We start from the raw sequence: 13,258 nt of genomic DNA on the forward strand, positions 1-13,258 counted from the left end.
GAATATTGTTGATGGTTTTGTAACTATGGCTCATGAAAAGGGAATAAAAACATGGATGAAAAATATTCAAACGCAGGAGAGTTTTGAACTTATCAAAAAAATTAATCCTGATTATGTTCAAGGAAGGTATCTTTCAGACTTAGATAATTTTGAATCCAAATGAGGGCCTCTTCTCTATTTTTGATCTTCTCATGCATCTGTGCTTCATAAGTATTATTTAATATTTTTGAAAAAAGTGCTGATGGTTGTAAACTAAAGCCCAAGAGTTCTCTCCCTTTTATAAAAGGCTCTGCTTTTTTGTGAAATACTCCTAATCTCTTTGCTTTATCTACTAAATTATCTATTTCTCTTTTTTTATTGTTGTGATAAAGGGCATAAAGATAAACGCAGTAGAGTGATATATCTACTTTCGTTGCTAATTTATAAATATCGTAATTGTGTAAATCTTCTAAACGCAGCTGCGTTTGGGTTAGTTTTTCTATTGTATTTATCATCTTTTTATTTTTTGTAAGTTTGTTTAAAAATGATTTCTGTGTTGTTATTGTAAATTTTGAACATAAAAGAGCAAACATAACTGTTATATTAGTATCCTCATTTTCTGTAAAATAATATTGTTTAAAAATATCAAGACTTTTTAGAATGTCAAAATATTTTTCTTCACTTAAAAGGATAAATTCATTAAAAAAAATAAAGCCATCAAGATGTTTTAAAAGTAAAAAGCCGTGTGATGTTTTTTTTGATTGAAGTAAAATCTTTTTAATCTCTTGAAAAATTCTCTCTTGTGCTAACTCTTTGAGAACATTGGCTTGCATCATAGATTTACACTTTATAAACAGAGAGCTCTCAAGTGAAAACTCAAAACGGGCACTAAACATAATTGCACGCAGAACTCTTAGTGGATCTTCATCAAATTTTTTCAAATCAACTGCTTTGAGATGTTTTTTGTTTAAATCTTCTATGCCATGAAAGGGATCAAGTAGTTTTTTTGCTTTTATATCATATCCCATTGCGTTTATGGTAAAGTCTCTACGACTACTTGCTTGGATAAAGTTTAATGAAGTGTCCACTTGTATCTGAAATCCCTGATGTCCAGATGCAATCTTGCTATCAGTTCTAGGAAGTGAAAAATCTAACTCCAAATCTCTGTATTTTAATTTACAAATACCAAAAGATTTTCCAACACTATTGACGCTACCAAACTCCTCTAAAATTTTTTCTACATATTCAAGAGAGTCAATATTGTAAAGTTCTATGTCAATATCTTGAGACTCTTGGTTTAAAAGAGAATCTCGGATATATCCACCGACTATGATAGGTTTGATATTATGATTAATAAGTTTTAGAAAAATTGGATGTAAAGACTTTGGGTATTTGACACTCATTTTTATACATTTACTCGCTTTTTATTTCTCTTTTAAAAAGTATAGCACTTATTTTACAAGGATGTAATGATAATTAGGGTATAATCGCGAAAATTTTCCAAATAAAGGAAACCACTAATGCAAAAAATTAGAAATATTGCGGTTATCGCACACGTTGACCACGGTAAAACAACTTTGGTTGATGGACTACTAGAGCAATCTGGTACTTTTGGTTCACATGAACAACATGATGAAAGAGCAATGGACAGCAATGCACTTGAAAAAGAGCGTGGTATTACGATTCTTTCTAAAAATACGGCTATCCGTTATAAAGATTATAAAATTAACATTATTGACACTCCGGGTCATGCTGATTTCGGTGGTGAGGTTGAGCGTGTTCTTAAAATGGTTGATGGTGTTTTAGTACTTGTTGATGCTTATGAAGGTGTTATGCCACAAACAAAATTTGTTGTTAAAAAAATGCTTGCACTTGGTAAAAAACCAATTGTTGTTATCAATAAAATTGACAAACCTTCTGCTGAGCCTGATCGTGTTGTAGATGAAATGTTTGACCTTTTTGCAGATATGGGTGCAACAGATGAGCAACAAGATTTTCCTATTATTTATGCTGCTGCGCGTGATGGTATTGCAAAACTCGATATGGATGAAGAGGGTGGAGATTTTCAATGTATTTTTGAAACTATCTTAGAGCATGTTCCACAACCTGAAGGTTCACCAGACAATGACTTTCAAGCACAAGTGTTTACACTGGATTATGACAACTATGTTGGTAAAATTGGAATTAGCCGTATTTTTAATGGTCGTGTAAATAAAGGTGATAATGTTATGCTTGCAAAAGCTGATGGTTCAATGGTAAAAGGAAAAATCTCTAAACTTATTGGTTTTATGGGTCTTAATCGTATGGAAATAGACCAAGCAGAAGCTGGTGATATTGTTGCGTTTGCAGGAATGGAAACTGTTGATGTTGGAGATACTGTATGTGATCCAGTTAATCCTGTAGCACTTGATCCTATGCATGTTGAAGAGCCAACACTTACAGTTGTATTTGCTGTAAATGACTCTCCACTTGCTGGTAAAGAGGGTAAACATGTAACTTCAAATAAACTCAAAGATAGACTTGAAGCTGAAATGACAACAAATGTTGCTATGAAACTTGAAGTTGTTGGTGAGGGTAAATTTAAGGTAAGTGGTCGTGGTGAACTTCAAATTACAATTCTTGCTGAGAATATGCGTCGTGAAGATTATGAATTTAGTATTTCTCGTCCAGAAGTTATTACTAAAGAGATTGATGGCGTAAAATGTGAACCATTTGAACATTTGGTAATTGATGTTCCTGAAGAACTTGGTGGTACTGTAATTGAGCGTCTTGGTAAAAGAAAAGCTGAGATGAAATCTATGATGCCTATGGGTCAAGGTTTCCAAAGAATTGAGTTTGAAATTCCTGCTCGTGCATTAATTGGTTTCCGTGGACAGTTCTTAACAGATACTAAAGGTGAAGGTATTATGAACCACTCTTTCTTAGAGTTCCGTCCATTTAGTGGTGCTGTTGAGTCAAGAAGTTATGGTGCACTTGTATCTATGACTGCTGGTTCAACTCTTGGATTCTCTCTTTTTGGTATTCAAGACCGTGGAACACTTTTCATCGGTGTGCAGACTGAAGTATATGAAGGTATGATTGTTGGTGAACATTCTCGTCAAAATGACTTGGTTGTAAATCCTATTAAAGGAAAAGCACAATCGAATGTCCGCTCATCTGGAGCTGATGAAGCTATTAAACTTGTGCCACCTCGTGATATGTCTTTAGAGCGTGCTTTAGAGTGGATTGAAGATGATGAACTTCTTGAAGTAACTCCAAAATCTATTCGTATTCGTAAAAAATTCTTAACTGAGAGTGAGAGAAAACGTAACTCACGCAAATAGTCGAAAATACTCGACTATTCTTTTTTCAAGCCAATATTTTGGCTTGAAAAGATTTCCTTCAATAAACCCGACATGACCACCTTTTTCACTTACTTCTAAAGTGATAAATTTTGAAATTTCTTCTTTTTTTGGTAAAACTTCCGGTGTCATAAATGGATCATCTTTTGCCTGAATTATAAGTGTGGGTGTCTCTATATATTTTAAAAATTGCTTTGCACTATTTTTAGCATAATAATCATCCGCTGAAGAAAAACCATGAATAGGTGCAGTATAGAGTTCATCAAATTCACGAATACTTTTCATATTTTTAACATTTTCTTCTTTTAGATGAATAAGTTTTTCAAAATCAAATTTTTTAAATTTTTTTAGTAGTGATATTTTTAATTCATCTAAAAGTCTTTTTTGATAAATTTTTGCTCCTCCACTATCTATAGTTTTTGCCGCTATTTCAAGCTGTAGTGGGGCACTAACTCCAACTGCTGCTGTTATAAAACTGTTTTGTTTTTCTTCTCCTAGAAGTTTAAGAAGCATATTCGCCCCAAGAGAGTAACCAACACAATAAATTTTCGCAGCTTTGTATTTTTTATGTATATGCTCCAAATATTCAAGATTATCTTTTGTATCTCCACTATGATAAGAGCGTGCAAGAAGATTCTCTTTTAAAGCACATCCACGAAAATGTACAACCGCACAGGCAAATCCATCATTACAAAGCTCTTGTACCGCACCTTGAATATAGGGTGATTTGTAAGAGCCTGCAAGCCCGTGAAATAAAATAGCAATCTTTTTACACTCACTGCGTTTAGGTCTGTTTTGCCAATAAATTTCTATAAAATCTCCATCACTAAGAGTGAACTCTTCAATTTCCCAATCTTTTAAAAAGGGCTTTCTAAAAAGTGTTGCATAAGATGTTTGAATATGTCTATTTGAAAGTAAATTTTTTGTAGTGAATTTCATAGGATATTGTATCTAATAATCAGTTTTTAATGGACATAGTGCTAAAATAATCCACTTATAATTAGGATGGGATTTTTTATGAATAGAAAGCAGATATATAACCCTGATTCAACTGAAGATGTAAATGGCAGAAAAGTTTTTGGTGGTAATCCAACAGGTATTTTTGAACTTAACAATATTAAATATCAGTGGGCATATAACCTTTGGGAAGTAATGTTAAACAATACATGGTTTCCTAAAGAGGTCGATATGACTCGTGATGTAAATGACTATAAACAACTTACAGATGCAGAAAAGACAGCCTATGATAAGGCTCTTTCACAGCTTATTTTTATGGATTCTCTTCAAACAAATAACCTAATTGACAATGTTAATCCTTATGTGACTGCCCCAGAGATTAACCTTATTTTAGTACGCCAATCTTTTGAAGAAGCATTGCATTCGCAAAGTTATGCAGTAATGGTTGACAGTATTTCGACACACTCTGATGAAATCTATGACCTTTGGCGTAGAGATATGATGCTTAAACATAAAAATGATGCAATTGCAGCAGTTTACCAAGAGCTTGCAAAAAATCCAACGGATGAGAACTTTTTAAAAGCTTGCTTTGCAAATCAAATTTTAGAAGGTATCTATTTTTATAGTGGCTTTACTTACATCTATACACTTGCACGCTCTGGAAAAATGCTTGGTTCTGCACAGATGATCCGTTTTATTCAGCGTGATGAAGTGACACACCTTGTACTTTTTCAAAATCTTATAAATACACTACGAAAAGAGCGAGCTGATTTATTTACAGATGAGTTAAAAGCGGATGTATATGATATGTTTAGAGAAGCTGTAAAACTTGAATCTGATTGGGGAAAATATATCACACAAGGACAAATCCTTGGACTTACAAATGATATTGTAGAACAATATATACAATATTTAGCAGATGATAGATTGAATTCTGTTGGTTTTGATAAACTTTACAATGTTACAAACCCTATTAAATGGGTAGATGATTTTTCAAAATTTAATGATCAAAAAACAAATTTCTTTGAAGGAAATGTAGCAAACTACTCAAAAGGTAGCCTCTCTTTTGATGATGACTTCTAAAAGAGTTGAGCATACGCTCTGCTCTCTCTCGTTTGAAACTACATCTGATTATAACGCTAACTTACAAACACTTCTTACACTTATAGATAATAGTCAAAAAAATAGCATTATCGTTGCTCCAGAAGTTGCTTTAACGGGCTTTGATTATGAGAATTTTGATGCAGTTACTGCGTTTGCTTCATCTGCCATTAAGTCTATAAAAAAAGCCAGCACAAACAAAACAGTTATACTAACAATTATAGAAAAACGCGATGGTGGTGTTTATAATTTTGCAAAAGTATTTCACAATGGTGCAGTGATTTATGAGAGGGCTAAGGCAAAACTTTTTAAATTTGGCGGCGAAGAGAAATATTTTGTAGAGGGAAATATAGACGATATTGATTTTGTTGTAGTTGATGGCATAAAAATTGCAATTTTAATCTGTTTTGAACTGCGTTTCAAGGAGTTATGGTGTAAATGTGAAGGGGCTGACATCATAGCTGTTCCTGCTTGGTGGGGGAAAATACGGGCTAAACATTTTGAAATTTTAACGCAGTCTTTAGCACTTATAAATCAATGTTATGTTGTTGCAAGTGATGCTAAAAATGAGGAGTGCACAAGAATAAGCGCTATAATTTCACCACAGGGTGAAGCTTTTTACAATGGGAATAAGCCTTGCTTAGAGGTCAAATATAATAAAAAAGATATATCTTTAATGCGAAGATATATGGATGTGGGGATAGAGTAATTTGGATAGAATAACAGCAACGAAAACTGCACGGATGGCAGATGAAATAGAGAAGAGATTTCTGCTCTCTCCAGCAGTAAAAGAAGCGATAGCAAGCACAAATAGAGAGGCTTTTGTTCCAACTGGATTTCGTCACAATGCTTATAAGCTTGATGCTTTGCCTATAGGAGGAGCACAGTTTATAAGTTCACCTTTAACTGTTGCAAAAATGACAGAGTACCTCATTCCTCGCGGTGCAGATAGAGTTTTAGAAGTTGGTTGTGGGAGTGGGTATCAAGCAGCGGTACTCTCACATCTTTTTCGAGGTGTTTTTACCATTGAGCGGATTGAACCGCTTTTGATGGAGGCAAAAAAACGCTTTCGAGATTTGGGAATTAACAACATTCATTCGCGAACAGATGATGGTCAAAATGGCTGGATTTCCTATGCTCCTTATGACAGAATTCTTTTTTCTGCAACTGCAAAAGAGATACCAGAAAAACTTTTTGAACAGTTAAGTGATGGGGGAATACTCGTGGCTCCTTTACAAAAAGGGGAAAAGCAGGTCATTATGCGTTTTATGAAAAATGGTTCACGCATAGTGGAAGAGGAACTCGAAGATTGTGATTTTGTACCTATTTTAGATGGTGTGCAGAAGTAATATGTTAAAATAGTAAAATTATACTAAAGCGGAGTGTTTGATGGAAGAGATGTACGGTATACAATATACAAAACCAACGGTAGTCTTGCTTCAAGATACTGGCATTGGTGTTGCTGAAACTGCAGCTCGTACATGTTATGACAGCTTTTCAAATAGTGAAAACGATATTGTCCAAGAGATAGAAAATAGACTTCCAAATAAAGAGATGTGCCAAACACTGAATGAAATAGAAGAGTCAAACCTTCTTGATGATTTGGCTTGGACATACTTTCACCACTCCATTTTAGAACATGCAAACCTTAGTTATCTCATTCGTGGAACAAGCCGTGGAGTGCTGCAAGAACATGCCCGTCACAGAATTCAAGCCATAAGTGTTCGTAGTACTCGCTATACAATGAGCTCTCTCATTAATGCTTTTGTTGCTTCTAAAGTAGGAGATGACAGAGAATTTTTTATAAAAAAAGTGCTTGGATTTAATATGTTTGTTACAGCTGATGCAGCTTATAATAGAGTTGAAATCAATGGGATGTATGAGAAGTTAAATTATCAATTTAATGTTGTAGAAGATTTTTACTCTCTTGCAGTTGCAAAAAGTTCTCTTAGCTTTTTAGAGGAGTTTCAAGGAGATGCCGAAGCTCTTTATGAAGCCCTACAAAATGGGAAAAAAAAGCGCAATGTTGGGGATGCTTTTAAACATATCATCACTGATAATGTAAAAGTAGATATGGTTGTTACATTTAATTTAAGAAGTTTAAAAAATTACTTTACACTCAGAGATAGTGGTGCTGCATACTTCCAAATACGCTGGCTTGCAAAAGAGATGATGCGTGTGACACCTCAGAAATATCTTGATTTGATAGTGAAGAAAAAATAGGAATATATATGTATAAAATTTTAGCAGTAGCAGCAGTTGTTCTTTTTGTTAGTGGATGTGCAAACTTTAAAGTAACAGGAACAATGTGCGATAGTATTAATCAAGAGCCTGGTAGTACCGTACCAGAGGAGTGTCAGGCATATAATGAAAAGAAAGCAGATAAGGCATTTTTTAAGACAAGAAATAAACAGATAGAGTCTGCTGAAGATGTTATAAAATTTAGTGAGAAAACTGATGATAACTAAAAAGATAGAGACAGCAAAGACTCTTCTGGATGCGTTGCCATATATAAAACAGTATCAAAATGAGATTTTTGTTATAAAGTATGGTGGTTCGGCACAAATTAATCCTGATTTGAAAGAGAAATTTGCGCAAGATGTTATTTTACTTTATCTTGTTGGTATTAAACCTGTTGTTGTGCATGGTGGTGGTAATCGCATTAGTGCAATGCTTGATAAGCTCAAGCTTGGTTCAGAGTTTGTTGATGGTATGCGTGTAACGACTGAGCAGGTAATGGAAGTTGTGGAGATGGTACTAAGTGGAAGTATCAACAAAGAGATAACAGCCCTTTTAAATCTTCATGGTGGTAAAGCACTTGGCATAAGTGGAAAAGATGCTAATTTTATCGTGGCAGAGCCAAAAGCAAATGGAAAATATGGACTTGTAGGTGAGATAGTAAATATTGACAATAAAGTGATAGAAAATCTCATCAATGAAGGTTTTATTCCTGTTATAGCACCTATTGGTTCTGGAAACACAGTGAATCATCCAGGATTTAATATAAACGCAGACCTTGCAGCGAGTAAAATTGCAGCAAAACTTCAAGCAAAAAAGATTCTTTTTATGACGGACATTGTTGGTGTTTTAGACAAGGAGAAAAATCTTTTGGAGACTTTGACCCAAAAAGAGATTGAAGATTATAAGGCTGATGGCACAATTCACGGTGGAATGATTCCAAAAGTGGATGCTTGTCTTGAAGCGGTAGATGCTGGAGTTGAGAAAGCACACATTATTGATGGTAGGGTAGAGCACTCTATTTTGTTAGAGATTTTTACGAGTGATGGTGTTGGAACTGTTATAAAAAAAGCCTAATTAAATTATTGGGCAGTATAATTATAAAAATATTTTAAAAGGATAAAAAATGGCAAGAAGTGAAGTATGTGAGTTGTGTGGAAGTAGCGAAGATGTAAGTGTTTTGGAACTGCCTGTTAGCGATGGTAGCGAAGAGCAGAGCGTTTATGTTTGTGCTAACTGCAAAGGACAAATAGAAAATAATGAACTTGATGAGACACATTTTAACTGCCTTAACGATGCAATGTGGAGTGAAACTCCAGCGGTGAAAGTTATGTCATACATCTTATGGAATAAGCTCGGTCGCAGTGATATGCTTGATATGATGTATATGGAAGAAGAGGAACAAAAACTTGCAGATGCTGCTATAAATGCAGAAGCAAACAAAGTAGTATTTCGTGATGCAAACGGTGTAGAACTTCATGCAGGTGATAGCATTGTAATCTTAAAAGACTTAGATGTGAAAGGTGCAGGGTTCACTGCAAAACGCGGTACAACTGTAACGAGAATTACGCTTCCAAATGATATGGATGACCATGTTGAAGGTCGTGTAAATGGAACAAAAATCTACCTAAAAACAGAATTCATTAAAAAAGCCTAATGAAACCTTACCAGCGTTTTTATGAGATAGATAAGGATTTTCGTAATCCTTATGCCCGTGACAGAGATAGAATTATTCACTCGGGTAGTTTTAGAAAATTAGAGTATAAAACGCAGGTCTTTTTAAATCACGAGGGTGATTTTTTTCGTACGCGTCTCACACACTCTATTGAAGTTTCTCAAATTGCACGCTCAATCACTTCTCAACTTGATTTGAATGAATCACTTGCTGAAGCCATAGCGCTTGCACATGATTTGGGACACACTCCCTTTGGGCATGTCGGCGGTGATACACTTGATGAGTGCCTAAAAGCAGATGGATTTGTCAATGGTTTTGAGCATAATTTTCAAAGTTTTAGGGTTGTTACAAAACTTGAAAAACGGTATAAAAATTTTGATGGGCTTAATCTTACTTTTGCTACTTTAGAGGGGATTCTTAAACACTCTTATCCTTATAAAAAATCATTTTTACCAAAAATTATAGATACACAGTTCGACCTAAATAAACATCCATCGTATGAAGCTATGGTAGTGGATCGTGCGGATGAAATTGCATATATGAGTCATGATATAGACGATGGTGTAAACTCTGGGCTTATCACTTTTGAAGATTTAAAAGAGAGTGAGTTGGCTTGTGAAATACTGGATAAAGTGGCTTTAGAAGGTGTAGGTAGTGAAAATGATGAGATGTTTCGTTATAGATTTAGCTCCCATCTTATAAATCATCTCGTCTATTCATTACTTGATTTTTCAAAGCAGAGAGTTGCAAACTATGAAGAGATGCCTGTTGGTTTTGACAAAGAACTAGAGACAAAGATCAAAAAACTTAAAAAGATTCTTTTTGTAAAAATGTACCAACATAAAAATATTGTCCGTAAAATGTATGCTGGGAAACAGGCAATAAAAGGACTCTATAAAGGACTTATGGAAGAAGAAAAAATGCTTCCTTCTTTTTATTTTCAACAACTTGACAAGCGTAATAAACATAGAGTGGTGGCAGATTATATTGCAAGTATGAGTGACAGATATGCTCTAAATTTTTATAATGAAATGTATGGAAAACTTTAGATGAAAATAGTTGCGTTTTTGTTGATGCTTTTGAGCGCTGCGTTTGCAGAGCATCTTGTAAACGCAGTGGATACAAACCAAAGCAGACAAATGCAGTCTGTGGATAAATCTGCACTTTTAGAGGGTGAACCTGTCATCATTAAAGATACTTCGGGAATGAGTGATGCTGAAGTACGAGAAAAGGCTGAGCGTTCCGATGCAAACACAAGTAAAACAGTGCGTTTGCCTGTTGGTAATGTTGTAAAAGCTATAGATAAAACAGGAAAAATAGATATTTCAAAACTGCAACAACCTTGGGAAAAGCTCTCCCCTACTCCAAAAGCGTATGACTGGGTAGAGACAAAAAAGGGGGAGTGGTTTAAGGGTCAAATTAAGGGAATGTTTGATGATGAACTTGAGTTTGATAGTGAAGAGATAGGGGTTTACAGTTTTGATTTTGATGATATTAAGCAAATAAAGAGTTATCACATTATTGATGTCAATGTCGAGGGTGTGGCGACTATTCCGGGAATTTTACGATATAAAGATGGGAAGTTTCGTATAATTCAGGGAAAAGAGACTTTTACTTTTAACAAATCTCAGGTTGTCTCTTTTGCGGCTTCAGGTGATAAAGAGCGCCAATACTGGTCGGGAAAAATAGCAATAAGTTTTGATACTCGTAGGGGAAATCGTAACCAGTACGACTATACGATGCAATCAAATCTAAAAAGGCGTACAGCGACAAGTAAACTTTTGCTTGATTATATCGGTCGTGTTTCACGAGCTGAAGGGATTGAAACAGCAAATGACCACCGTGTAAATGAGAAATATGATGTCTATTTAACACGATATTTTTTCTGGACACCACTTTTTTCAGAGTACTATACTGATAAATTTAAAAATATACGCTCACAGTACACTGCTGGTGTCGGTATTGGGTACACGGTTATAAAAACAAAAGTGATGGAGTGGGATCTCTCAGGTGGTCCTGCGGCACTACGAACAAATTACATTACCGTGCCACAAGGAACAGACAGCTCAGTGCTCTCACCCTCTTTGGAAATTAGTACACGACTGGAGTATGAGCTCTCAGATATAACAGACATAAAATATCAGTATAAACTTACACTTACTAACAAACTCTCAGGACGCTACAAACACCATATGATTTTAACTTTTGAAAATGCACTTTTAGAGTGGTTAGATTTTGACATTACAGGGATTTGGGATCATACACAGATACCTGAAGTAGATTCTGATGGTATAAAACCATTACAAAATGATTACCAGATGTTAGTTGGAATAGGAATTGAGTTTTAGGGAAGTTACCGCGTTTAGAAGTAAAGTTTAGAGCGAAAACGCACTCCCAAAGGAGAAACGTTTACAGGCGTGATTCGTAGCGTCTCATCATAGGTATTTTTCAAGTTCCTTAAAGTCTATAAAAACTTCAATCAAACCCCTTTACAAAGGGATTAAATCATTGTATAATAATTATCAAGTAAAATCAAGTAAAATCTATTTCTACCATCTTTAGGTAGAAATGAGGTAGAAGTATAAAGAGGTTATTACAATGATTAAAACGAAAAAAACGGGTGTTTATTATAATCCTTTAGAAGATAATGATAAAGTCTTTTATTTTACCTACAATGATATAAATGATAACAAGAAAAAGAAGTGGGTAAAAGTCGGTAAATATTCAGACGGCATACGAGAGGTAAACGCTTTTAATCTTAGAGCTGAACAAATATCTAAAATGAAGCACGGTAAAGATATAACAGTAATAGCAAACAAAAAGAAAAAAGAGATAGTCACTTTTGATAATCTTGCACAAACATACTTCAAAGATAAAAAAAGCACTTCAAACAGAATGAGCCGATACAATATCCACATAAAGCCAAGAATTGGAAATAAGGATATTCAAAATATAAGTAAAGAGAGTATCATAAAATTACTTGATGAGATAGAATCCACAGGGAAAGCACATCAAACGCTGAATAGCATAAGAGAGCTTATAAGTACGATATTTAATCACAGTATCAAAGAACATAATTTAAAAATACTTAATCCGTGCATAGGTATTAAAAAATACAAAGTAGATAACAACAGAGAGAGATATTTATCGTTGGCTGAAATCAAACAGCTTAAAGAACAGATAAAAGATAATTTTTTAGTAAGTCTCTTCGTGGATTTATCACTACAAACGGGTGGACGCTTTGAAACAATTTTAAATATACAAAAAAAAGATATTAATCTATCAAGTGGAGCAGTCACACTTCAGAACTTCAAAACAGAAAAAACATATACAGGATATTTACAAAAAGACTTCTTAGAGAGTATCAAGGAGTATTTAAAAACTCTAAGTGTAAATGATTATGTAGTGAGCTATGAGAGCGACCACAGCGAGAAGCTTACACAAAGGCAACTACAGCACAGAATAAAGCCGTTATTAGATAGATTATTTAATACTGGGCTTGATACTAAGGACTCAAAGAATAGAGTCGTTATACATACCTTTAGGCATACATTCGCTTCACACCTTGCAATCAATGGAGTACCCATCTATACAATTATGAAACTTATGAACCACGCAAAAATAGAACAAACGCTAAGATATGCAAAACTAAATCCTGAAAATGGAATGGATGCAGTAGAGGTATTATATAAATGAAAATAATTATAGCTGAATGGACTGCTTCAAAAAATACAAATGATTTTAATTATAGTGAAGCATTGAAAACTTTAATTAACGAGAGAACAATTATAAATCAATCAATCGATGAATACTTACATTTTGATTTTAGCAATCAAGCGATATTAGAAAAGTTTGAAGTAGTAACCAATATAAATAAAGAGAATATAAGTAGGGCTTTGGATTTAATTAATACTTATACATATTATTTAGAAATGAATGAACATTTAAAAGTATATGAAGATAAGAA

General features: G+C 34.3%; 15 protein-coding genes. 13 read left to right on the plus strand and 2 right to left on the minus strand.

What is annotated here, in order from left to right; translation table 11 throughout:
• The first annotated feature begins 25 nt into the window (after positions 1-25).
• Entirely contained in the window at positions 26-163 is a 138-nt protein-coding gene (locus MVY38_RS11025; RefSeq protein WP_366939753.1) for a hypothetical protein, read from the plus strand.
• On the opposite strand, the gene MVY38_RS03560 is transcribed toward MVY38_RS11025, so the two are convergent.
• A complete protein-coding gene (locus tag MVY38_RS03560) occupies positions 102-1,382 on the minus strand; it encodes a CCA tRNA nucleotidyltransferase (RefSeq protein ID WP_297483654.1) in 1,281 nt (426 codons plus the stop codon). The genes MVY38_RS11025 and MVY38_RS03560 overlap by 62 nt on opposite strands.
• 117 nt (positions 1,383-1,499) lie before the next feature.
• On the opposite strand from MVY38_RS03560, the gene typA reads away from it, so the two are divergent.
• Positions 1,500-3,302, plus strand: a complete 1,803-nt coding sequence (typA, locus tag MVY38_RS03565) for a translational GTPase TypA (protein WP_297483656.1) — start codon at positions 1,500-1,502, stop codon at positions 3,300-3,302.
• Here the strand turns inward: typA and MVY38_RS03570 are convergent.
• Positions 3,291-4,259 (minus strand): hydrolase, encoded by a 969-nt coding sequence (locus MVY38_RS03570; protein WP_297483659.1) that lies wholly within the window; start codon positions 4,257-4,259, stop codon positions 3,291-3,293. The genes typA and MVY38_RS03570 overlap by 12 nt on opposite strands.
• A gap of 78 nt (positions 4,260-4,337) precedes the next feature.
• Between MVY38_RS03570 and MVY38_RS03575 the strand changes: the two genes are divergently transcribed.
• From MVY38_RS03575 to MVY38_RS03625, 11 genes are all read left to right on the plus strand, one after another.
• Positions 4,338-5,360, plus strand: a complete 1,023-nt coding sequence (locus MVY38_RS03575; protein WP_297483661.1) for a ribonucleotide-diphosphate reductase subunit beta — start codon at positions 4,338-4,340, stop codon at positions 5,358-5,360.
• On the plus strand, positions 5,347-6,087 hold the full coding sequence (locus MVY38_RS03580) for a carbon-nitrogen hydrolase family protein (RefSeq protein ID WP_297483678.1): 741 nt from the start codon (positions 5,347-5,349) through the stop codon (positions 6,085-6,087). The genes MVY38_RS03575 and MVY38_RS03580 overlap by 14 nt, the downstream gene beginning before the upstream one ends.
• Before the next feature lies 1 nt (position 6,088).
• Positions 6,089-6,727 carry a protein-L-isoaspartate(D-aspartate) O-methyltransferase gene (locus tag MVY38_RS03585; RefSeq protein ID WP_297483663.1) on the plus strand — a complete coding sequence of 213 codons (639 nt, stop codon included), beginning with the start codon at positions 6,089-6,091 and terminating at the stop codon, positions 6,725-6,727.
• 40 nt (positions 6,728-6,767) lie between these two features.
• Entirely contained in the window at positions 6,768-7,601 is an 834-nt protein-coding gene (locus tag MVY38_RS03590) for an FAD-dependent thymidylate synthase (protein WP_297483665.1), read from the plus strand.
• Between the two features lie 8 nt (positions 7,602-7,609).
• On the plus strand, positions 7,610-7,846 hold the full coding sequence (locus MVY38_RS03595; RefSeq protein WP_297483666.1) for a hypothetical protein: 237 nt from the start codon (positions 7,610-7,612) through the stop codon (positions 7,844-7,846).
• Positions 7,836-8,693 carry an acetylglutamate kinase gene (argB, locus tag MVY38_RS03600; protein ID WP_297483668.1) on the plus strand — a complete coding sequence of 286 codons (858 nt, stop codon included), beginning with the start codon at positions 7,836-7,838 and terminating at the stop codon, positions 8,691-8,693. Before MVY38_RS03595 ends, argB begins: the two co-directional genes overlap by 11 nt.
• Before the next feature lie 49 nt (positions 8,694-8,742).
• Positions 8,743-9,273 carry an alkylphosphonate utilization protein gene (locus MVY38_RS03605; protein ID WP_297483669.1) on the plus strand — a complete coding sequence of 177 codons (531 nt, stop codon included), beginning with the start codon at positions 8,743-8,745 and terminating at the stop codon, positions 9,271-9,273.
• The gene (gene dgt, locus MVY38_RS03610; protein WP_297483670.1) at positions 9,273-10,340 is read left to right on the plus strand and encodes a dGTP triphosphohydrolase; all 1,068 of its coding nucleotides are present in this window, start codon (positions 9,273-9,275) and stop codon (positions 10,338-10,340) included. Before MVY38_RS03605 ends, dgt begins: the two co-directional genes overlap by 1 nt.
• The gene (locus tag MVY38_RS03615) at positions 10,341-11,639 is read left to right on the plus strand and encodes a DUF481 domain-containing protein (RefSeq protein ID WP_297483672.1); all 1,299 of its coding nucleotides are present in this window, start codon (positions 10,341-10,343) and stop codon (positions 11,637-11,639) included. It abuts the gene before it with no gap.
• A gap of 250 nt (positions 11,640-11,889) precedes the next feature.
• Positions 11,890-12,987 (plus strand): site-specific integrase, encoded by a 1,098-nt coding sequence (locus MVY38_RS03620; protein WP_297483674.1) that lies wholly within the window; start codon positions 11,890-11,892, stop codon positions 12,985-12,987.
• Positions 12,984-13,258: hypothetical protein (locus MVY38_RS03625; RefSeq protein ID WP_297483676.1), on the plus strand; the 275-nt coding region annotated here is incomplete at its 3' end. The genes MVY38_RS03620 and MVY38_RS03625, both read left to right, overlap by 4 nt.

Origin of the sequence: Sulfurimonas sp., assembly GCF_027056685.1 — a bacterium.
GTDB lineage: Bacteria > Campylobacterota > Campylobacteria > Campylobacterales > Sulfurimonadaceae > Sulfurimonas.